The 22,851-nt window shown below is 31.1% G+C and carries 20 protein-coding genes and 1 pseudogene; 12 read left to right on the top strand and 9 right to left on the bottom strand.

The genetic code is table 11. The features are described from left to right. Nucleotides 1–39: 39 nt before the first annotated feature. Nucleotides 40–1,932: a phosphoglycerate dehydrogenase gene (serA, locus tag BT107_RS15460; RefSeq protein ID WP_072304744.1), complete on the top strand. Its 1,893-nt coding sequence runs from the start codon at nt 40–42 to the stop codon at nt 1,930–1,932. Between the two features lie 66 nt (nt 1,933–1,998). Here serA and BT107_RS15455 read toward each other — a convergent pair whose 3' ends face one another. The 6 genes from BT107_RS15455 to rlmH form a co-directional block, all read right to left on the bottom strand. Continuing rightward, nucleotides 1,999–3,150, bottom strand: coding sequence for a pepsin/retropepsin-like aspartic protease family protein (locus BT107_RS15455; protein WP_072304743.1), 1,152 nt, complete (start codon nt 3,148–3,150; stop codon nt 1,999–2,001). Nucleotides 3,151–3,171: 21 nt separating this feature from the next. Then, nucleotides 3,172–4,719 (bottom strand): TlpA family protein disulfide reductase, encoded by a 1,548-nt coding sequence (locus BT107_RS15450; protein WP_072304742.1) that lies wholly within the window; start codon nt 4,717–4,719, stop codon nt 3,172–3,174. After that, nucleotides 4,720–5,769: a TlpA disulfide reductase family protein gene (locus BT107_RS15445; RefSeq protein ID WP_072304741.1), complete on the bottom strand. Its 1,050-nt coding sequence runs from the start codon at nt 5,767–5,769 to the stop codon at nt 4,720–4,722. Between the two features lie 15 nt (nt 5,770–5,784). Further along, nucleotides 5,785–6,303: a TlpA family protein disulfide reductase gene (locus BT107_RS15440; protein ID WP_170854749.1), complete on the bottom strand. Its 519-nt coding sequence runs from the start codon at nt 6,301–6,303 to the stop codon at nt 5,785–5,787. 7 nt (nt 6,304–6,310) lie between these two features. Further along, nucleotides 6,311–6,964, bottom strand: coding sequence for a DUF4369 domain-containing protein (locus BT107_RS15435; RefSeq protein WP_072304739.1), 654 nt, complete (start codon nt 6,962–6,964; stop codon nt 6,311–6,313). Nucleotides 6,965–7,049: 85 nt separating this feature from the next. Next, nucleotides 7,050–7,523 carry a 23S rRNA (pseudouridine(1915)-N(3))-methyltransferase RlmH gene (gene rlmH, locus BT107_RS15430; RefSeq protein WP_072304738.1) on the bottom strand — a complete coding sequence of 158 codons (474 nt, stop codon included), beginning with the start codon at nt 7,521–7,523 and terminating at the stop codon, nt 7,050–7,052. A gap of 124 nt (nt 7,524–7,647) precedes the next feature. Between rlmH and nadC the strand changes: the two genes are divergently transcribed. Genes nadC through priA form a run of 4 tightly spaced genes read left to right on the top strand, consistent with a single transcriptional unit; the run spans nt 7,648 to nt 12,383 of the window. Continuing rightward, complete coding sequence (gene nadC, locus BT107_RS15425) at nt 7,648–8,505, top strand: carboxylating nicotinate-nucleotide diphosphorylase (protein WP_072304737.1); 858 nt, start codon at nt 7,648–7,650, stop codon at nt 8,503–8,505. Beyond that, complete coding sequence (locus BT107_RS15420; RefSeq protein WP_072304736.1) at nt 8,505–9,491, top strand: YihY/virulence factor BrkB family protein; 987 nt, start codon at nt 8,505–8,507, stop codon at nt 9,489–9,491. Before nadC ends, BT107_RS15420 begins: the two co-directional genes overlap by 1 nt. Further along, a complete protein-coding gene (locus BT107_RS15415; RefSeq protein WP_072304735.1) occupies nt 9,478–9,918 on the top strand; it encodes a DUF2147 domain-containing protein in 441 nt (146 codons plus the stop codon). The genes BT107_RS15420 and BT107_RS15415 overlap by 14 nt, the downstream gene beginning before the upstream one ends. 8 nt (nt 9,919–9,926) lie before the next feature. Continuing rightward, nucleotides 9,927–12,383, top strand: coding sequence for a replication restart helicase PriA (gene priA / locus BT107_RS15410; RefSeq protein WP_072304734.1), 2,457 nt, complete (start codon nt 9,927–9,929; stop codon nt 12,381–12,383). Nucleotides 12,384–12,441: 58 nt separating this feature from the next. On the opposite strand, the pseudogene BT107_RS15405 reads toward priA, so the two are convergent. Next, a pseudogene (locus BT107_RS15405) lies at nt 12,442–13,134 on the bottom strand (LytR/AlgR family response regulator transcription factor). Between the two features lie 239 nt (nt 13,135–13,373). Between BT107_RS15405 and rpsF the strand changes: the two are divergent. From rpsF to hisS, 6 genes are all read left to right on the top strand, one after another. After that, nucleotides 13,374–13,712 carry a 30S ribosomal protein S6 gene (gene rpsF, locus BT107_RS15400; protein ID WP_072304733.1) on the top strand — a complete coding sequence of 113 codons (339 nt, stop codon included), beginning with the start codon at nt 13,374–13,376 and terminating at the stop codon, nt 13,710–13,712. 2 nt (nt 13,713–13,714) lie between these two features. Continuing rightward, nucleotides 13,715–14,014, top strand: a complete 300-nt coding sequence (rpsR, locus tag BT107_RS15395) for a 30S ribosomal protein S18 (protein ID WP_170854752.1) — start codon at nt 13,715–13,717, stop codon at nt 14,012–14,014. Nucleotides 14,015–14,026: 12 nt separating this feature from the next. Next, nucleotides 14,027–14,479 carry a 50S ribosomal protein L9 gene (gene rplI, locus BT107_RS15390; protein WP_072304732.1) on the top strand — a complete coding sequence of 151 codons (453 nt, stop codon included), beginning with the start codon at nt 14,027–14,029 and terminating at the stop codon, nt 14,477–14,479. A gap of 98 nt (nt 14,480–14,577) precedes the next feature. Then, nucleotides 14,578–17,733 (top strand): TonB-dependent receptor, encoded by a 3,156-nt coding sequence (locus BT107_RS15385; RefSeq protein ID WP_072304731.1) that lies wholly within the window; start codon nt 14,578–14,580, stop codon nt 17,731–17,733. A gap of 66 nt (nt 17,734–17,799) precedes the next feature. Continuing rightward, nucleotides 17,800–18,270: a DUF6495 family protein gene (locus tag BT107_RS15380; protein ID WP_072304730.1), complete on the top strand. Its 471-nt coding sequence runs from the start codon at nt 17,800–17,802 to the stop codon at nt 18,268–18,270. Nucleotides 18,271–18,362: 92 nt separating this feature from the next. Continuing rightward, entirely contained in the window at nt 18,363–19,739 is a 1,377-nt protein-coding gene (hisS, locus tag BT107_RS15375; protein ID WP_072304729.1) for a histidine--tRNA ligase, read from the top strand. Nucleotides 19,740–19,951: 212 nt separating this feature from the next. Here hisS and BT107_RS15370 read toward each other — a convergent pair whose 3' ends face one another. Next, on the bottom strand, nt 19,952–20,506 hold the full coding sequence (locus BT107_RS15370) for an NUDIX hydrolase (RefSeq protein ID WP_072304728.1): 555 nt from the start codon (nt 20,504–20,506) through the stop codon (nt 19,952–19,954). A gap of 51 nt (nt 20,507–20,557) precedes the next feature. Continuing rightward, nucleotides 20,558–21,646 carry a M42 family metallopeptidase gene (locus BT107_RS15365; RefSeq protein ID WP_072304727.1) on the bottom strand — a complete coding sequence of 363 codons (1,089 nt, stop codon included), beginning with the start codon at nt 21,644–21,646 and terminating at the stop codon, nt 20,558–20,560. 96 nt (nt 21,647–21,742) lie between these two features. Here BT107_RS15365 and BT107_RS15360 point away from each other — a divergent pair, with 96 nt between their 5' ends. Then, nucleotides 21,743–22,426: a DUF4294 domain-containing protein gene (locus tag BT107_RS15360; protein WP_072304726.1), complete on the top strand. Its 684-nt coding sequence runs from the start codon at nt 21,743–21,745 to the stop codon at nt 22,424–22,426. Nucleotides 22,427–22,851 lie beyond the last annotated feature (425 nt).

Genomic DNA, 22,851 nt, shown 5'->3' with positions numbered 1-22,851 from the left:
ACTAATATTTTTTACTTTTACTACTTAAATTTTTTTAAAATGGTAGACCAAGGGAGAAAATATGTTTTTGATTTTGATAGCACTTTAACCAGAGTTGAAGCTTTAGATGTTTTAGCAGAGATTTCGTTACAAGGCAATGCTAACAAAGATGAAATTATTAAGGAAATTCAAGAAATTACCAACCTAGGAATAGATGGTGATATTTCCTTTACAGAATCCTTAGAAAGGCGTATTAAATTGTTACACGCTCACAAAAGCCATTTAACACAGTTGGTAGAACAGCTTAGAGATAAAATTTCTAAGTCTATTGAAACTAATAAAGACTTTTTCCATAATTATAGGGATGATATTTATGTAATCTCTTGCGGATTTAAAGAATTTATAGATCCTATTGTAAAAGAGTATGATATATCATCTGATAAAGTATATGCAAACACGTTTAAGTTTGATGAAGAGGATAATATTATTGGGTTTGATGAAGCAAATGTATTGGCATCTCACAACGGAAAAATAGAGTGCCTAAAAAACTTACATTTAGAAGGTGAAGTACAGGTAATAGGCGATGGGTATAGCGATTATGTTATGCGTGAAGCTGGTATAGCAGATAAGTTTTTTGCGTACACAGAAAATGTAAGTAGAGATAAAGCTACTACAAATGCAGACCACGTTACTCCTAATATGGACGAGTTTTTGTTTGTAAACGATTTGCCAAGAAAAATATCGTATCCAAAAAACAGAATTAAAATATTGTTGCTAGAAAATGTGCATCCGGCAGCTTTTGATAATTTATCTGAAGAAGGTTTTTCTGTAGAATTGGTAAAGCACAGTTTACCTGAAGATGAATTAATAGAGAAATTAAAAGGTGTACACGTTTTAGGAATTCGTTCTAAAACACAGGTTACTAAAAAAGTATTAGAAGCAGCAGATAAACTATTAGTAGTTGGTGCATTCTGTATTGGTACTACGCAAATAGATTTAGAAAGTGCAAAGAAAAAAGGTGTTGTTGTTTTTAACGCTCCTTATAGTAATACACGTTCTGTAGTAGAATTAGCTATTGGAGAAATTATTGCGTTAATGCGTAACGTATTTCCTAGAAGTCAGGAAATACACAATGGTCAGTGGAATAAAACAGCTGCAAACTCTAGAGAAGTACGTGGTAAAAATTTAGGTATTGTTGGTTATGGTAACATTGGTAAGCAATTATCTGTTTTAGCAGAAGCTATTGGTATGCGAGTGTATTATTATGATGTTAACGATCAGTTAGCCTTAGGTAATGCTATTAAATGTAATACCTTAGAAGATTTATTAAATGTGTCTGATGTTGTTACACTACATATAGATGATAACCAAGCGAACAAAAACTTTATTGGTGAGCGAGAAATTAACCAAATGAAAAATGGTGCAATGCTTATTAATTTATCTCGTGGTTTTGTGGTAGATATACAGGCTTTAGTTGCGGCATTAAAAAGCGGTAAAATTGGAGGTGCAGCTGTAGATGTTTATCCAGAAGAGCCACGTTCTAATGGCGATTTTTTTACAGAGTTGCAAGGTTTAGAAAATGTAATACTTACACCGCATGTAGGTGGTAGTACAGAAGAAGCACAAAGAGATATTGCCGATTTTGTACCTAATAAGATTATGGATTATATAAACTCTGGTAATACTGTAGATGCAGTGAACTTCCCTTGTATACGTTTACCAAGACAAACAAATGCGCACCGTTTTTTACATATTCATAAAAACGTGCCAGGGATAATGGCTAAAATAAATAAGGTTTTAGCAGAGTATGAAATGAATATTACGGGTCAGTACTTATCTACAGATAGTGAAGTTGGTTATGTAATTACAGACCTAGATAAAAAGTATAATAAAGAAGTTATTAAAGCTTTAAAAAAGGTAGAAAATACTATTAAATTTAGAGTGCTTTATTAGTGGTTTATATGTTATAAATAAATATAAAAAGGCTGTACTTAAAAGTGCGGTCTTTTTTATTATATCTTATTCTAGAAAATTTTTAACAGTTGTTTTTATAAAAAAGACGTTCTTTTTTCTTTTAAGTTTATAACTAATAATATTTCCTAGTTTTGTTTTTAGTTGCTCTATTTCTGTTTTACTCAAATCTTTAACAGGAGTGTTATTAATTTCTAATATTTGATCGTTTAAAGAAACTTCTGAGGTATTAGTTTTATTGGTGAAAGTGGTGCTAACAAATGCTTTTTTGCCTCTTTTTATAATTTTAAAGCCATCAGTGATTAATTCAGAAGCTATCTTTACTTTATCTCTAGATTGTTCTAGTATTAGCTTATTCTGGCTACTATAAATGGTAAAATGCTTTAGCATTCCGCCTCCAATAAAACCAATAAACTTATTTTTGGGGAAATTGTTTAGTGTTGTATTTGCAATATCTACTAATACACCATTATACGTTTTATTACCAATTAGTACTTTAGTTTTATTGGTTATAAGTGTATTGTTTAAGCCAGAAGAGTGTGCTATTCGCATAGCTACGTCAACATAACTAAAGTTGTTTTCAATGCTTTTTTTTAATTCGTTTAAATTATTGTTTGGGTAGTTTAACAGCGTAACATATCTGCCATTTCCTGTATCTACCATAAAATAGCCAGAAATAACTGTGTCACCAATTGAAACTGTACTGTAAATTTCATAAAAACCGTACAGGTATAAATTGTCTTTATTTTTTGATAATAGGATACTATTGCTTTGTTTTAAATTTTGCTCTTCATTATTACTTAGTGTTATTAGTTTTTTATGGTAATCAATTTTTACATTAAATTGTTTAAAAAAGTCTAGGTTAATGGTTGCTTTATGAAAAGCATTAAAATCGAACTCGTTAACTAATACACTTCTTATATTATCTTCTTTTGTTAAAGAGCGATTAAATGTATCTCCTAGAGAGATTGAAATATCTTTTTTAATTAAATCTATATTGTTTTTTTGGGCAAAGAGATGATCAATATTAAAACCACTAGAGCCGGTGTCGTACATAAAATAACAAGGGTTGTTATTTATTTTACCTTTTATAAATATTCTGTTTTTACTTAGTTTAAATGGTAGCTTATGTGCTGCATTTTGAGAAAATAAAGAGGTAGAAAAACTAAATAATAGTATGTAAAGAAGTTTTGTTTTCAAAGATTAGTTAAAGTATTTGTACTATTTAGTAGAAACTATTTTATTAATAATTCGTTTAAAATTTATACTGTCTGATGGTCTTGGAGCGTTCTCTAAAATAACTTCATTGTTTTTGTTTAAAATAGAATATCTAGGAATTGTTTCTATTCTTAAATATTTTATAAGTTTAGAGCTTTTACTGTTTAATAATAAATACTGTTGTTTGCTCTCTAATTTAGACTCTAATGCTTTGGATTTTTGTAACCACTGTTTCTTATTTTTATCAATAGAAATGTAAATCCAGCTAACATTTTGCTCTTTAGATAAATTATTTTTAAAACTAAAGCTTTTTTTAATTTCAGTAATGCAAGGTCCACACCAACTAGCCCAAAAATCTATAATCTTTGCTTTACCTTCACTTTGCTTTAAAATATCTTTTAACTGTATAGTGTCGCCTTTAATAGTTAATAATTTTTCATCTAAAACAATACTAGGGAGTTCTAAATTTAAAAGCTTTGTTTTTTCTTGAATAGCAGTTAATTCATTTACGTAAGATGCATTTTTTAGTAAAGGCTTATATTCGTTAATAACCTTATTAAGTATATCTACATTGGTTTTGCTGTTTCCAAATCCTTTTTTATAATAATCATAAATAAGTCTGCTTATGGCAAAATGCTTTAATTCTCCGTCTAGGTTTTTCTCAATAAAATCTTTTTCTTTAACAAAGGTTTTTTCTGAATAGTCTAAATAATCATAAGTAACAAAATAGTGCCTAATAAAATCTGTAAGGCTTCTTTTAAAATAGTCATTATTAATTAATTCTGGTTTTTTAAAATCAGCTATGGTAACATTGTTAAAGTACTCTTTTGGATTAAAAATTTCTTCAGATTTTAAATTTTCAGGTTTATTTAATGTAGAAAAAACACTTTCTGTATTGTTAGCATAACTTACAGAGCACTCCGACTTTATATTTCTAGGAGCCATTAAGTTGTATAAATATTCATATTCTATTTCTTGGCCAACAAGACTTTTAAAGTCGTTAGAAACTACATTGTTTTTAATATAAGCTTCATAGAATAGTTTTTTTGCGTTATAAACATAAGAGCAACTGTCTTTGTATTGTTTAATGTTATTTTTAAATGTAGGCCACTTTAACTGTAAAGAATCTAAAGCAGTATAGAAGTTATAATGAGAAGCGTTTTTACCTGAAAATTGTAACTGCCCTTTCTCAGTAGAAAACTTTATGCTATCACCAGGAGAAACTAAAACACGAGTATTGTAAAAATCATCTCCAAAACTCATTAATTCAATAATTTGTGGCTTTTCTATACTATCTAATGTATTATTATAAACACTGTCATATACCTTTTTATTTTGTCCCTTGTGGTTTGTTCCGTATAGGTAAGAGTAATTTAGGATGTTAAAAAAATCTAGAGCTTTTTTGTCATTAGATGTTCCTATAATAACAATAGGTTTGTAGGTTTTAGTAGTGCTTGTCTGTTTAGTGCTAACAGAGGTGGTTGTTTTGTCTTTTTTACAGGCAAACAATAAACTAAATAATAGTAAAAGTGTTGTAATATGTTTTTTCATTTAATCACTTTTAAACTCATTTTTTAAAAATTCCTTCAATTCTGTTGTTGTTATATTATTTTTAATAACAATACCTTCTTTATTAATTAAATAGTTGACAGGGATAGATGTTGTAGCATCATAAGCATTTAGTATATTACTATCTACTCCGTAAGTGTCTATAACATTTTGCCAAGTTAGTTGGTCTTTTTCTATAGCTTTAAGCCATTGTTCTTTGTTTTGATCTATAGATACACCAAGTATTTCAAACCCTTTAGTTTTATAGATTTTATAAGTTTTTAAAAGTTCAGGACTTTGTTTTCTACAAGGTGCACACCAACTTGCCCAAAAATCTATGAACAAATAAGAATTTCTGTAGTTCTTGGTTTGTACTAATATGTTGTCTTTATTTGGAAGTATAAAATCAATCATTTTATCACCAATTTGAACGTGAGTTTTAGGAAATAACTTTTTAGTAATTGTTTCTAAACTTGTTTTACTTTGTTTGCTTGTGTCTAATATAGAATATAAAGAAAGTAATTTTTTTCTGTTAAAAAACTCTTCATTGGCAATATCTGATAGTAAATCACCGCTAAATACATTTTTTGGATTATTTTTTATTATCGTTCTTATTTTTGAAAATAATTTTGAATTATCCTCTTCGCTAGAATTGTAGTTAGTGTAAAATTTGATGTAGTTTTTTTGTATTTCTGCTGTTTTTGAACCAGTAACATTTTCAAGCTTAATAAAATTTACATCTATACCATTGTATGGTTTTTTATCTACCTTTATTTTAACAGTCATACTGTTGCTTTCAATATACAATGGATAATCTTGTGTGTTGGCTGGTGGTATGGAAAACTGAGCTCTTGTAGGTGTAGCTACGCAGCCTTTAAATTTAAAAGATTTGTTAACAACCTTGCAGCTATCTTTCTTATTACTGTACGTTAAATAAATTATCTCAGGAGCATCTCCATCTATGGTGCCACTTAATACAAAGTTGTTTGTAGCTGGTCTATTGCAACTATAGCTTATTATAAAAAGTATAATTATTAATGTCTTTATTTTCATAAAATCAGCTTAGTTTTAATTTTTCATTAGATCATCTAATTTTTTATAAAATGCTTCAGATTCACCTTCAAAGACACCTACAATTTTTTTTTCTTTATTAATAATGATTTTTGTTGGATACATAGTTATTGGGTACAAAAATGAAATGTCGGAGTTTTTATCTTTAGGATTGTTAAATAGTTGAGTCCAATTTACATCGTGTTTTTTTACAGATTGCTTCCATCTATCTTCTCTATCCTTACAGGCAATTCCTATAAATTCTAAACGAGTGCCATATTTTTTATAATACTCTTTCATTTTAGGAAATTCTTTTATACATGGTAAACACCAACTTCCCCAGAAATCCAATATCATATACTCATATTTTGCTGAGTGAAGAGTGAAGTCATTATTTTCAATATCTTTTAATGTGAAGTTTGGGGCTTTTACACCTACTTTTATAACACCTTCTTTGTTTCTTTTCTTTAGTTCAGCATTTAATTTTTTTCTTTCTATTTCAAAATCTATAATGGGTTTATTAACCCCGTTTCTCACTCTATTGCTAAGTTTTTTTATGTTCTTTATATAGTTGTCCATTGTACCATAATAAATAAGGGGTTAGATGGCTGTCCCAGTTACTGTCTATAAATTCAGAATTCATTTTCAGACTTAAATCCCAGTTTTCTTTTATTTTTTTGGATACTTTTTCAATTTCTAGTTTGTCCACTTTCTTGAACCTCATAGTATCCCTTATTAGATACAGTTCAGTTGATTCAATCAATAATGGTAATTTGCTTTTTCGCAAACGGTTAAAGTCTTCACTAATTTCTGAGCCTTCAACAGTGTAGTCTATAAATGTTTTTTCTTTATGACCTTTAATTTTTATTTTTTCGTTGGGTTGTAAATAAAGAAATAGTTCCAAAGATTTTCGTGTAGTAATACCACCGTCTAATTTCTTTACTTTAGATTGTATTTCTAAAATTATAGGCTCATTATCAATATTGGTGTAGGTGAATTTGCCATTTTTCACATATATGGTATCTGTCTTGGAACGAATCATTTTTCTATATTTAAAGCTCTCGTTAGGTTTTAAATATTTAACTAGTAAAGTGTCATTGTTAAGGCCTTTTATATTACCCTTAATCATACTTTCCTGTCCTAAGGTATAGTTAGACCAGAAAATTAGAAGGATAAACAGAGTTTTGATTGTATTCATAAGTAAAACTAATTTCTTAGTTCTAAAGTATGACTTTATATCATTAAAATAAGAATAAGATTGTTAAAAATTAGTTAAAGCTAATTTACCTATGATGATAAGGCTCGTTACGTAGAATAGTAAACCCTCTGTAAATTTGCTCAACCACAAACAAACGTACCATTTGGTGAGAAAATGTCATTTTAGAAAGACTAATTTTTCCTTTAGCAGTAGCGTAAATTATATCACTAAAACCGTAAGGACCTCCAATAACAAAAACCAATTGTTTAATGCCAGCATTCATTTTCTTTTGTAAGTAATCAGAAAAATCTACAGAGGTAAATTGTTTTCCGTTTTCATCTAAAAGTATAAGCACGTCAGTAGGACTCAATTTTTTTAAAATAAGCTCGCCTTCCTTTTCTTTCTGTTGTGCTTCAGACAGGTTTTTTACATTTTTTATATCTGGTATAATGTCTAAATTAAACTTAATATAATGTCCTAATCGCTTTTCATACTCAGCAATTAGTGCTTGTAAGTTTTTATTATCGGTTTTGCCAATGGCTAGTAGCTTAATAGTCATACGGCAAATATAAGCGTCAATTTTTAAAATTAGTAACTTAATATATGCATTATATAGATTATCAAATAAACAGCTAAAGTTTCAGAAAACAATTTAGTAAATTAGCACAAAACAAAATAGATTAATGATTTCAGAAGAGCAGTTTCAGAAAGAAATAGACCAAATTATTAGTAATGCAATACGTGAAGATGTTGGAGATGGTGACCATAGTTCTTTAGCGTGTATACCTGCTACAGCAAAAGGCAAGGCAAAACTCTTGGTAAAAGATCAAGGTATTATTGCAGGTGTAGAATTTGCAAAGCAAGTATTTACTTATGTAGATAAGGACTTAGAAGTAGAAACACTTATCAATGATGGTGAAACTGTAAAGCAAGGAGATATTGTGTTTTATGTTACTGGTAGCTCACAAAGTATTTTAAAAGCAGAGCGTTTAGTATTAAATGCTATGCAACGTATGAGTGCTATTGCTACTAAAACTAACTTTTTTGTAAAACTATTAGAAGGTACAAATACTAAAATTTTAGATACACGTAAAACTACACCAGGTTTACGTGCTGCAGAAAAATGGGCTGTAAAAATAGGAGGTGGAGAAAACCATAGGTTTGCTTTGTATGATATGATTATGCTAAAAGACAACCACATAGATTTTGCAGGTGGCGTAACCAAGGCAATAGAGAAAACAAAAGAATACTTAAAAGAATCTGGTAGAGATTTAAAAATTATAGTTGAAGCTAGAAACCTTGATGAAATTAAAGAAATTTTAAAGACAGACGGTGTTTACCGTATTCTTATAGACAACTTTAATTATGAAGATACAAGAACTGCTGTTGCGTTAATTGGAGACAAATGTTTAACAGAATCTAGTGGTGGTATAAATGAAGATACTATTAGAGAATATGCAGAATGTGGTGTAAACTATATTTCTTCTGGTGCACTTACGCACTCTGTTTATAATATGGATTTAAGTCTTAAAGCAGTTTAATGTCGGCAGATATAGAAGCTAAATTAGCAAAAATACCAGTGGTAAATTGGATTGTAATGCTTTTAAAAAAGATTACATTACCAGCCTTTGTTGGCTTGTCCTTGTACGATTTAATAGAACTTTACCTTAATGGTATAATAAAAGGAACCCTGTCTACAAGAGCAAGTGCAATTGCCTTTAGTTTATTTATGGCATTGTTTCCGTTATTAATTTTCTTGGTAACATTAATCCCATTTTTAATTCCGTATGTAGATTCTGGTAACCCAGATACCAATTTAAATACAGAGTTTATAGCGTACTTAGAGTATGTGTTACCTAATGCTATTAATGACTATTTTTTTGATCAGATTTACGATGAAATAATGAGTCAAAGGCGCGGAGGTTTACTTTCGTCTACATTCTTATTATCTACATTTTTAATAGCAAACGGAGTAAATGCTATTTTTAGTGGGTTCGAAAACTCTTATCACGTAGGCCTAAGTCGTCACTTTTTAAGACAATACGCCTATGCTTTTATGGTGGGCTTATTACTATCTATACTTATAATCGTAAGTGCAATTATATATATGTATTTTGAGATTTATGTAATAGAAAATATATCAGATACCACACAGGTTTACTTTGGGACTGGTTTAGAAGAAACAGATCTTTGGGCTACAGAAATTACTAAGATTATTTACTTTACATTTTTATCTTATTTAGCTATTTCTATATTGTACTACTTTGGTACAGCAGAAGGTAAAAAGACTAAGTTTTTCTCTGCGGGTTCTCTAATGACAACAATTTTATTTATCTTAACTTCTTACCTCTTTGGGGTTTACGTAGACAAGTTTGCAAGGTATAATGAATTGTACGGGGCATTAGGAGGATTATTAATTCTGATGGTTTATATTTGGTTAAACGCCAATATACTTTTACTAGGGTTTGAGCTTAATGCAACATTAAATTCATTAAAGAAAAAAATTATAAAAAATGAAGAAGAATAAAACACTATTTACCATTGCAATCCTTTTTTTTGTAGCTCACATTAGTGTAGCACAATCTGTTTTTGGAAAATGGAAAACCATTGATGATAGAAACGGAAAAGAAAAAGCAGTAATTAACGTTTATGAGAAAAACGGAAAAATGTATGGAAAAATAATTAAAATTGTGGATCCAAAGCGTAGAGATGCTGTTTGTGAAAAATGTGAGGGCGATTTAAAAAATGCTCCGGTTTTAGGTTTGCATATAATTAAAAATGCAGAAAAAACAGATAAGAACGAGTACAAAGGAAAATATCTTTTTGATCCAGAACAAGCAATGACTTTTAGATGTAAAATATGGTTAGATCCAGAAGATAGCGATAAGCTAAAAGTTCGTGGTTATTTAGCTTTTATCTACAGAACACAAACTTGGATTCGTGTTAAGGAGTAATACTTTTTATGCAGCATTTTATAAATGTAATTTTACCAATTCCTTTAGAGAAACTATTTACTTATAGTATTACTAAAGCAGAGGCCAATTTTCTAAAGATAGGAATGCGGGTAGCTGTGCCATTTGGCAAGTCTAAAATACATACTGCATTAGTTGCAGAAATACATACTACTGCGCCAACAGTATACGAAGCTAAAGAAATACATCAAATATTAGATGATGACCCTATAGTAACAGAGCTACAAATTAAGCATTGGTCTTGGGTAGCGTCTTATTATATGTGTTCTATTGGAGAAGTTTTTAGAAGTGCAGTTCCTGGAGCGTTTTTATTAGAGAGCGAAACTTTAATTTTAAAAAATCCAGAGAGCATTGTACAAGAAGATGCTTTAACAGATGAAGAGTTTTTGGTGTTTGAAGCATTAGAACGCCAATCTATGTTAAAGGTGCAAGAGATTGCAGCCATAATAGATAAAAAAAATGTACTTCCTATTCTTAAACGCTTATTAGAAAAAAATGTAATTCTAACCAAAGAAGAGGTTTACCAGCAGTATAAACCTAAATTGGTACGTTATGTTAAGTTAGGAGAAAAGTATCAGTCAGAGGATGCTCTAGGCGCTCTATTAGACTCTTTGTCAAGAGCTCCTAAACAAAGCAAAGTAATTTTATCTCTTTTTCAATTACAAGGTAGAAATCAGAAAAAAACAACAGTTAAAGAGTTAGAAGAAAAAAGTGAGTCTTCTGCATCAATAATAAAAACCCTAATAGATAAAGAAATTTTAGAAGATTTTTTTGTTAGAACAGATAGGGTGGTTTTTGATGCCGCAAAAAAGCCTTCACTTTTAAAAGAACTAAACGAGTATCAAGAAAAAGCTTTACAAGATATAGAAGCAAGTTTTGCAGAAAAGAAAGTTACACTATTACACGGTGTAACCTCTTCTGGTAAAACGGAAGTATATGTAAAACTTATTGCAGATTGTTTAGAAAAAGGGCAACAGGCTTTGTATTTGTTGCCAGAAATTGCCTTAACCACACAGTTAATTGCTAGACTTCAGAATTATTTTGGACAACAGGTAGCTGTTTTTCATTCTAAATATACCGTACACGAAAGAGTTGAGGTATGGAACAATGTTTTAACTAACAAATCTAAAGCTCAGATTGTAATAGGAGCAAGGTCTTCTTTGTTTTTGCCATTTTCTAATCTAGGATTAATTATTGTTGATGAAGAACACGAGTCTTCTTTTAAACAATACGATCCTGCACCAAGATACCACGCAAGAGATAGTGCTATTGTTTTGGCAAACTTTAGTAATTGCAATATTCTTTTAGGTTCTGCAACACCAAGTATAGAAAGTTTTTATAATGTAAAACAGCAAAAGTATGGTTATGCACAAATAAACAGAAGGTTTGGTGACGTTTTAATGCCAGAAATAGAGCTTGTAGATATTAAAGAACTTACGCGTAAAAAACGAATGAAAGGTCATTTCTCCGAGCGTTTGTTACAAGGTATAACTGCCGCTGTAGAAGAAGGCGAGCAAGTAATATTGTTTCAGAATAGAAGAGGTTTTGCACCAATTGTAGAATGTACAACTTGTGGTCACTCACCACAATGTCCAAATTGTGATGTTAGTTTAACCTATCACCAATACAAAAAGCAAATGCGTTGTCACTACTGTAGTTACCATATGGCATTGCAACAAAGTTGTTTGGCTTGTGGTATGGCAACTCTAAATACCAAAGGTTTTGGTACAGAGCAGGTAGAACAAGAGTTACAGCAGATAATGCCTAAACTTAGAATTGGACGTATGGATTTGGATACCACAAGAGGTAAACATGCGTATGAGAAAATTATAACTTCTTTTGAGAAACATGAACTAGATGTTTTGGTAGGAACACAAATGCTAACCAAAGGTTTAGATTTTGGTAATGTTAGTTTGGTGGGGATAATGAATGCAGATAATCTTCTAAATTTTCCAGATTTTAGAGCACACGAACGTAGTTATCAATTATTAGCACAAGTGTCTGGTAGGGCAGGTAGGGCAAAAAAAAGAGGTAAGGTATTAATACAAACATACAATCCATATCATCAAATATTACAGCAGATATCTGCTAATGATTATGAGGGTATGTACACGGACCAAATTAATGAGCGTAGAGAATTTAAGTATCCGCCATTGCATAGAATAATAAAAATTACATTTAAACACAGAGATTACGGTAAGGTAGAAGATGCTTCTGCTTGGTTTGCTAAGTCTTTACGGGTTTCTTTTGCTGATAATGTTTTAGGGCCAGAATTTCCTGCTGTTTCAAGAATAAGAAATCAATATTTAAAAAATATAGTCTTAAAAATGAAAAAAGATCAACCTTTAGGTAAAACTAAGGCATATGTTAGAAAAATTGAAAGATCTTTTGATACTATAGGCCAGTTTAAAGGTGTTCGCGTTATTTATAATGTAGATTATATTTAAAAATAAGCCATAAAAAAAGCCGACATAAGTCGGCTTTTTTATAAGAGTATATAATTGTTTAGACGTTGCTTAACGCTTCTGCAAGCTCGGTCTTTTTATTTCTACTTAAAGGTATTTGTCTCCCATCAACTTCAACATTTTTACTATTAAATTTTTCAACTTTTTCTAAGTTCACAATGTAAGATTTGTGAATTCTAAGAAACTTATCTTCTGGTAATTGTTTTTCAAAAGATTTCATTGTTGATAAAATTACAATGTTAGCTTCATCAGTTACCAGTTTAATATAATCGCCTAGGGCTTCTATCCACTTAATATCATTTAAAATAACCTAGCGTTTTTTAAGGTTACTCTTAACAAATATGTGTTCTTCGTCCTCTAGTACTCTATGTAATTGCTCGTATTTGGCAACGGCTCTTTTTACAGAGGCATCAAACCTACTCATTGTAATAGGTTTATGTAAATAATCTGTTACATCGTAGTCAAAAGCCTTTAAAGCATAATCAGGTTTTCCTGTAATTAATATTACTTGCGGAGGATTTTCTAGAGATTCTAGTAAATCAAAACCATTAATTATTGGCATTTCAACATCTAGAAAAATAAGATCAACTTCGTTGTTCTTAAGTCCGTTTTTAGCTTCTATGGCGTTGCTATACTCGGCTATCATAGCTAAGTTGGGATGATTGTTTACCAGCTTTGCAACAGCCATACGCTGCATAGAGGAATCATCTACAATTATACATCTTAGTTTCATAAATAAGTTGATTTGTGGGGTTAAATCTCGGCTAAAGTACTAAAAATGTCAGATGAATTGCAAGAAAAGATGTGAACATGCACTATTCTGTTGTGTAATTAGCATTAAACGAGTTATGGTTTATATTTTGGGTTTGGTTTATTCATAGGTATTTAAAGTATAACGAAGTTTTTTCTATTTTCTTGCGAGAACAGAAAAAAATAATTACTTTTGCGGACTGTAAAAAAAATATATATAATATGAATCATTACGAAACTGTTTTCATTTTGAATCCCGTTCTATCTGATGTACAGATAGAGGAAACAGTTAAGAAATTTGAAGATTTCTTAATTAAAAAAGGTTCCAAAATGGTTGCCAAAGAAAATTGGGGCCTAAAAAAATTGGCATATCCTATTCAACACAAAAAAAGTGGTTTTTACCATTTGTTTGAGTTTTCTGCACCTGGCGATGTAATTAATGGCTATGAGCTAGAATTTAGAAGAGATGAACGTGTTATGCGTTTCTTAACTGTAAAGCTAGACAAGCACGCAATTTCTTGGGCAGAAAGAAGAAGAACAAAATTAAAAACTAAAGCTTAAGGATTATGTCAGCTATAGAACAACAAGCAAAAGGAAAAAAAGACGGAGAAATCAGGTATTTAACTCCGTTGAACATTGAAACTAACAAGCAGAAGAAATACTGTAGATTTAAAAAATCTGGTATCAAGTATGTAGATTACAAAGATCCAGACTTTTTAATTAAGTTAGTAAACGAACAAGGTAAGTTACTTCCTAGAAGACTTACTGGAACTTCATTGAAGTATCAAAGAAAAGTGGCAGTTGCTGTTAAAAGAGCACGTCATTTAGCATTAATGCCATATGTTGGCGATTTATTAAAATAAAAAAAGCTAAACATGGAACTTATATTAAAACAAGACGTACAAAATTTAGGTTTTAAAGACGATCTAGTTGAAGTTAAAAACGGATACGGAAGAAACTTTCTTATACCTAAAGGTTTAGGTGCTCTTGCAACACCATCTGCAAAGAAGGTTTTAGCAGAAAACTTAAAGCAAAGAGCTCATAAAGAAAAGAAAATTGTTGATGAAGCTACTAAAGTTGCAGAGGTTTTAAAGCAATTAGAAATTAAAATACCTGCGAAAGTTGGTGTTGGTTCTAAATTGTTTGGATCTATATCTAATATAGATTTAGCTGCTGTTTTAGAAAAAGCAGGTCAGTCAATAGACAAGAAATTCATTACTATTAAAGGTGGTGCTGTAAAAAGAGTTGGGCCTTACAACGCTCAAATTAGATTACATAGAGAGGTAGTTGTAGACTTTCCTTTTGAAGTAGTAGCAGAAGCTAAATAAATAGTTAATATATTGTTAATAGAAAAAAGAGTTATGCGCGCATAACTCTTTTTTTTTGTTCTAATTTTAGTGAATCTAAAAAACTAACTTAGAACAATATGAAAAAGTATTTATTTTATTGCTTATCGTTTTTACTTGTAAGCTATGCCGCCAGTGCACAGGTTACAACTTCTAACATCAAAGGTTTAATAGTAGACGACCAAGCAGTTCCTTTAATGGGAGCAAATGTTATCGCAGTTCATACTCCTACAGGAACAAAGTACGGTGGTATTTCTAATGAAGAAGGTAGGTATAGCCTTTTTAATATGAGGGTAGGTGGTCCTTATACAATAACTGTAACTTACGTTGGTTTTGAAAACCAAGTAAAGAATAATGTTTACCTAACTCTTGGTAAAACATTTAATTTTAATGCTACTTTAACAGAGTCTAGTCAAATGTTAGACGAGATTATTTTGGTCCAAGACCAGAGTAGTACATTTGGTAGTGGCCGTACAGGTGCAGAAACAAGTGTTGGTCGTAGAGAACTAACTAGATTACCAACTATTTCTAGATCTGCAGCAGATTTTACAAGATTAGAGCCAACGGCAAGTGGTAATTCTTTTGGTGGTCGTAACGATCAATTTAATAACTTTTCTTTAGATGGTGCAATTTTTAATAATCCTTTCGGATTAGATTCTCCAACTCCAGGTGGCCAAACAGGGGCGCAACCAATTTCTTTAGATGCAATAGAGCAAATACAGGTAAGTACTGCTCCTTACGATGTTACTTTATCTGGTTTTACAGGAGCTTCTGTAAATGCAGTAACAAAAAGCGGTACTAATGAATTTCACGGTACTGTTTATGGTTTTTATAGAAACGAAGACTTAACTGGAGGTAAAATAAAAGGTGAAGATGTAATAAAGCCTAAATTATCTCAAAACCAATATGGTGTTAGTATTGGAGGACCAATTATTAAAAATAAATTATTTTTCTTTGCTAATTTTGAAAAAGATGAAAGAGAAGATTTAGGTACAAACGGATGGATTCCTAATACAGGATCTGGAGCAATAAATGAATCTAGAGTTTTAGAGAGTGATTTATTAAGTGTGCAATCTGCATTGGCGGGATTAGGTTATGATACTGGTCGTTATGAGGGTTTTACTTATGGATCTGAATCTACTAAAGGTATTTTTAAATTAGATTGGAATATAAATGACAATAACAGATTGGCTGTTATTTATAACTTTTTAAATGCGTCTCAAGAAAAACCAGCGCATCCAACAGCAATAAACCAAAGAGGACCTAATTTTACAACGCTACAGTTCGAGAATTCTGGATATGAAATTAACAACAACTTAAAGTCTTTTCAGATAGAGCTAAATTCTACATTGTCTGAAACTATGACAAATAAATTGCAAGTGGGTTACTCTCATTTTGATGATTTTAGAAATTCACTTTCTTCTCCAATACCAGCAATTACTATTCAAGATGGTAATGGCTCTAATTATATTATTACAGGTCACGAACCTTTTTCTATCAATAATACATTAGATCAAAAAGTATTTCAATTTACAAATAATATAAATATTTTTAAAGGTGACCATACATATACTATTGGATTTTCTTTTGAAAAATTCGAATTTAAAAACTCTTTCAACCTAGGGTCTTATGGTTTTGCTGATAATAGAGGTTATGTAGGTGCATTTGGTTCTTTTTCAAGTTTGGCTAGTTTTCAAACAGCAGTTGATAATGGTTTAATTGGAGATGCTATTACAAACGCGGAAGCTACTCAAACAACAAATAATGCTAATGATACTTGGAGCTTGGCAGAAACATCAGTTGGTCAAATGGCATTTTATGTTCAGGATGAATGGAATGCAACAGAAGATTTTAAATTAACATATGGTGTTCGTTTTGATAAACCTTTGTTTTTTGATACGGCAGATAAAATACGTGAGAATATAGCAAGAAAAGGAACTTATGTTCCTAGTATTCCTTATTTTAATCCAGAAACAGGTGAAGAGGTTTTTATAGATTCAGAAAAATTACCAAGTAACCAATGGTTGGTTTCGCCAAGAGTTGGTTTTAACTGGGATGCTAAAGGAGATAATTCTCTACAAGTACGTGGTGGTACGGGTTTATTTACTGGTAGATTGCCATTTGTTTGGTTGGGTAACCAAGTGCAAGGTGTAGACGATTTCTTTTATCAAACAGTAGATCCTGACTTTAAATTTCCGCAAGTCTGGAGAACTAACTTAGGTTTAGATAAAAGATTTGATAACGGAATTGTAGGTACTTTAGATGTTTCTTATACAAAAGACTTAAATGCTGCACATGTTCAAAATTGGGGATTAAGAGAGCCCACAGGTACTTTAGTTGGCCCTGGTGGAGATAGACCTGTTTATTTATCTGGTGATACGGGTAATAATGCATATGTATTTACAAATTCTGATAAAGGAAGAGTGTTTAATGTTTCGTTAAAGGGGCAAAAAACTTTTGATAACGGTTTGTATGCAATGGCAGCTTATAGTTATTTAAATGCTAAAGATGTAAATTCTATTGAAGCTGAAATTACTGGTGATGCTTTTGATTTTAATCCTAATTTAGGTAATGCAAATGCAGATGTTTTAAGTTACTCTAAGTATGGAGATACGCACCGTTTTATTGGGGTGCTTTCTAAAAACTTTGAATATGGAAAAGGAAAATGGAATACAACTATTTCAACTTTCTTTGAGTATGCTAAAGGTGGTAGATATAATTATACATATGCAGGTGATATAAATGGAGATGGTTCTGGTCAGAATAATGATTTACTATACATACCAACTTCATCAGAACTTAGTCAAATGCAATTTTCAGGAGCGGGTCAAGCTGAAGCTTTTGAGGCATACATTCAACAAGACGATTATTTAAAAGATAATAGAGGTGAGTTTATGGAGCGTTACGGAGCAGTTGCACCTTGGAGAGGTCGTTGGGATCTTAAATTATTACAAGATTATAAGTTTGCAAATAATAACAAAATTCAATTTAGTGTAGATGTTCTTAATGTAGGTAATTTAATTAGTTCAGATTGGGGTGTCGTTCGTCAACCTAACAATATTAGCCCTGTTAGTGTTAGTTTTCCAGATGCTAATCCTGCTCCAGATGTATACGAGGCAGATCGTACTCAGGAGCCAACGTATACTTTTGATCCTAATCAGACTAAAACAAATGGTTTCGATTCTAGTTTATTGTCTAGGTGGCAAGCACAATTTGGTTTGCGTTATATTTTCTAGAAAAATAAAATAATTTTAATTATTAAAAGGCTATGCTTATGCATAGCCTTTTTTTATTTTTGCAAAATGAAATATGCAAGACTAACAAAACAACAACTAGAAGAGCTGCAACCAGAGTTTGTAAACTTTTTAGCATCGCAGACTATAACGGCAGAGGAGTGGAGTACTTTAAAAAAAGAGAAACCACAAGTAGCAGAAGATGAGTTAGATGTTTTTAGTGATTTAATTTGGGAAGGTGTATTGGGTAAAGTAGAGTATCTAGAGAATATATCTGCGCAACAAATGCACTTGTTTCATTTAGAGGAGAAAGAAATGAAACTACTTTCTGTAAAAGTGATGAATCCAGATGTAGACTTAACAACGAGTATTGGTTTTTCTTGGTTTAAGAAAAACTGGCAATCAGATTTTGTGGAGTACTTAACGGCATCTAAAGTATATACAGAAGATAGAAACTTAGATAAGTTTAATCTTATAAAACAAGGAGCCTCTATAACAAAAGGAGATTTGTATAAGTGGTTTGATAATATCATTAGTTAAAACGATATTTACCATTAATAATAGCAGATTAATTTAATAGCCTTTGTTAAGGGCATCAGGGATGATTATCATTCTACATATTTAGAAAATTTATGGCACAAAAACCATCAATACCAAAAGGAACAAGAGATTTTTCTCCGTCAGAAGTTGTAAAAAGAAACTATATTTTTGATGTAGTAAAAAAGCATTTTCAAACATTTGGCTTTCAACCTATAGAAACACCTTCTTTTGAAAACTCACAAACCTTAATGGGTAAGTATGGTGACGAGGGAGATCGACTTATTTTTAAAATCCTAAATTCAGGAGATTACTTAAGTAAAGTAAGTGATGAAACATATACCCAAAAAAACTCAACTTCTTTAACTTCTAAAATTTCAGAGAAAGCATTGCGTTACGATCTTACTGTCCCGTTTGCTCGTTACGTGGTAATGCATCAAAACGAAATTGATTTTCCTTTTAAAAGATATCAAATTCAACCTGTTTGGAGAGCAGATAGACCACAAAAAGGTAGGTTTAGAGAATTTTTTCAGTGCGATGCGGATGTGGTTGGTTCAGATTCTTTATTACAAGAAATAGAATTGGTGCAATTGTACGATGCTGTTTTTACAGACCTTAAACTTACAGTAACAACAATAAAATTAAACAACCGTAAAATACTTGCTGGTATAGCAGAAGTTATAGGAGCAAAAGAACGTTTAATAGATTTTACAGTAGCTTTAGATAAGTTAGATAAAATAGGAGTAGACGGTATTACTAAAGAAATGCTAGAAAAAGGTATTTCTGAAGAAGCTATAGAAAAAGCAACTCCTTTGTTTTCTTTGTCAGGTACAAATACAGAGCAGTTGCAAGTTTTAGCAGAATTACTAAAAGATTCTGATGAAGGTAAAAAAGGAGTAGAAGAACTTACTTTTATTATAGAAGCTGTTGAAAAATTGGGATTACAATCTGCAAACTTAACTATAGATGTTACATTGGCACGTGGTTTAAATTATTACACGGGTGCTATTTTTGAAGTTGGTGCGCCAGCAGGAGTAAAAATGGGATCTATAGGTGGTGGTGGCCGTTATGATGACTTAACCGGAATCTTTGGGTTAAAAGATGTTAGTGGTGTTGGTATCTCTTTTGGTTTAGATCGTATATACTTGGTGTTAGAAGAATTAAATCTTTTTCCGGAAGAAATAGACAAGTCTTTAGAGGTGCTTTGTGTAAATTTTGGAGACAAAGAGGCTTTTGCGGCGTTGCAATTGGTAACCAATTTGCGTAAAAACGGAATTAAGGCAGATGTTTATCCTTCATCAGTAAAAATGCAAAAACAAATGAAATATGCTAATAAGCGTAATGTTCCTTATGTTGTAATAATAGGCGAACAAGAATTAACTGATGGTAACTTTGTTGTAAAGAATATGGAAAAAGGAGATCAAGAAACATATAAGTTGTCTAATGTGTCAGAATTTATAGCTGCGCTATAAAGATTACAATAGGCTCTAATTTTAAAAACTGCTATTCAATTTATTTGGGTGGCAGTTTTTTTATGATAAAAATTTAGTTGAAAGCGTATAGTTTTATAATGAGTTCGTGAGTATAGATTTTTTTGGTTCGTTTTTCTATTAATGAAAAAAATAAATAGAGATTTAGTATGCAGTAGGTTTTTTTAATGCGGTGTTTTAGTGGTATGTAATGCTTAAAGTTTGATTGTCTTCTCAATGGCTTTAAAAACTAAGTTGTAGTACTCTTTACTATGTGGAACATATAATTTTTGCATTTCAGAATCATTTAAATCTCTTTTGAATTCAGAAATAGATTTTAGTTGTAAATCTTCAACCTCGATGTCTTGTTTCTTTAGCAATGTAAAATTTACTTTTAGTTTGCTTATAAAGGTATGGTGGTATTCGGAATCAATTAAATTAGGACTGTGCTTTTGTATAGATGTAAAGCAGCCGATTTTCTGTAAATCACTTTTTTGGACTATAATACCAATTTCTTCTTCAATTTCTCTTAATGCAGAAGCTTCTATTTTTTCTCCAGAACCAATATGTCCGGCTACAGATACATCCCAAAGGAGCGGAAATATAACTTTGCTTTTCGCTCTTTTTTGTAATAACACTTTATTATCATTGGTGTAAAACCAGATATGTACAGTTTGATGAAACCATCCATTTCTATGTGCTTCAGATTTTAAAGCCGTTTTGCCAGTCTTATTTCCGTCAGAATCTAAAATATCTATAAGCTCATCCATATACTTAAAGTAAAAAAAGCCTCTTTTAATTAAAAAAGAGGCTTGGTAGTATTAATCAAAGTAACTAAAAGTTTCTCCTTCTTTAATGTTTAAAAGTGTTTCGTAAATTAAACGTATTACATTTTCAACATCATCTCTATGTACTGTTTCTACAGTTGTATGCATATATCGTAATGGTAAAGAAATTAATGCAGAAGCAACCCCGCCATTACTATAAGCAAAAGCATCGGTATCCGTACCAGTAGATCTTGAAGCTGCCATACGCTGAAAAGGTATTTTGTTAGCTTCAGCAGTTTCTATAATACGTTCTCTAAGTTTGTTTTGTACAGCTGGAGCATAAGAAATAACAGGTCCAGATCCAATTTCTGTAAAACCTTGTACTTTTTGCTCAATCATTGGGGTAGTGGTATCGTGACAAACATCGGTAACAATAGCAACATTTGGTTTTATTGTTTGTGTAATCATTTCTGCTCCACGTAAACCAATCTCTTCTTGTACAGAATTGGTAATGTATAAGCCAAAAGGTAATTTTACTTTGTTCTCGTGTAATAAACGAGCAACTTCAGCAATCATAAATCCACCAGCTCTATTGTCTATTGCTCTACAAACAAATTTGTCTTTATTTAAAATTTTAAAAGTATCAGGATAGGTAATAACACAGCCAACGTGTACACCCATTTTTTCAACTTCAGCTTTATCTTTTGCGCCTATATCAATACAAATGTTGTCTAATTTAGGAGCTTCTTCTTTTCCTTTATTTCTAGTATGTATTGCAGGCCATCCAAAAACACCCTCAACAATACCGTTTTTAGTGTGTATGTTTACCCATTTAGATGGTGCAATTTGGTGGTCACTACCGCCATTTCTAATAACATATAGTAAGCCGTTATCAGAGATGTAGTTAACATACCAAGAAATTTCATCAGAATGTCCTTCTATTACAACTTTATATTTTGCATCCGGATTAATAACACCAACAGCAGTTCCGTATGTGTCCGTAATAAAAGTATCTACATAAGGCTTTAGGTAATCCATCCAAATTTTTTGCCCTTCCCACTCATAACCTGTAGGAGCAGCATTATTTAAATATCGTTCAAAAAAATCTAGAGATTTTTCTGTAATAATCTTCTTTGCGCTCATAAACGTATATATTTAAATACAAATTTAATAATATTCACATCCAATTAATAATATCATCACGTGTTTATCGTTAATTTTACGAACTCTATATATTGTATGAAAAGCATAACGAACATATTATTTTTAATACTACTCCTAATTAGTGTTATAGGTAATGCACAAATTGAGGCAGAAAAAGACTCGGTAGACATCGAGTTATTTAAGATACAAGGAGATTCTGTGTATGATACCTCTATATCTTTAAATGAGGTTTATGTTTTTGGACCATTAAAATTCGCTTCTAAAGAAGAAAAACTACGCTATTATATATTAAGGAGAAAAACATTAAAAGTGTATCCCTACGCAAAAATGGCTGCAGAAAAGTTAGTTGTATTAAATGATAGTCTTCAAAAGATTAAGAAAAAATCTAAAAAACGAAAGTATACCAGGCAAGTTCATAAAGAAATTGAAGAGCAATTCTCTGAAAGATTAAAGAAATTGACACGAACAGAAGGTCAAATTCTTATAAAACTAATAAATAGACAAACAGGAGATACCGCTTTTGGTTTGGTAAAAGACTTAAGAAATGGTTGGAGAGCCTTTTGGTATAACACAACAGCTAAGTTTTTTAAAATAAGCATCAAGGCAGAATATCACCCAGAAAGTGTACATGAAGACTATCTAATAGAGGATATTTTGCAACGAGCGTTTGCTAAAGGAAGGCTAAAAGAGCAGCCTACAGTCTTAAATTATGATTATACTACGCTGACAAACAAGTGGGTAGCTAAGAAAAAAGAATAGGTACACCTTGTTTCGTTAAGTATTTTGCATTATATTTAATCCCCTTATTAAAAATACCCCTTATATAGTTAGGTAATCGCCTTGTTAAAGACAAAGAACGGGCTATAAATAGTGAGCTAATAGTTATGTTCTGTTATTTGCTTAAAAGAAGCAGAAAAAGAGGTCTACTTAAGAGGTTGATAAATAGGGTTGTAAAGGATGTTTTTAAAATAACTTCAAAAAAGATTTAAAAAAGAGTTGTTATATCAGATAAGCTCTGTATATTTGCACCCGCTAAGGGAAAAACATAGAGTTAATAAGTTAGCAAAGTTCATTGAAAAGGTTGTAAAATTGGTTTAAAATAAAGGTTAAGAAATAAGTTAAAAAAAGCTTGTTTTGCTTTAGTTAAAAGAGCTAAGTTTGCAGTCCTAAATTGCCGAGGGTGT

The organism is Cellulophaga fucicola, from assembly GCF_900119145.1.
GTDB lineage: Bacteria > Bacteroidota > Bacteroidia > Flavobacteriales > Flavobacteriaceae > Cellulophaga > Cellulophaga fucicola.
This window is presented reverse-complemented; position numbering and strand designations above follow the sequence as displayed.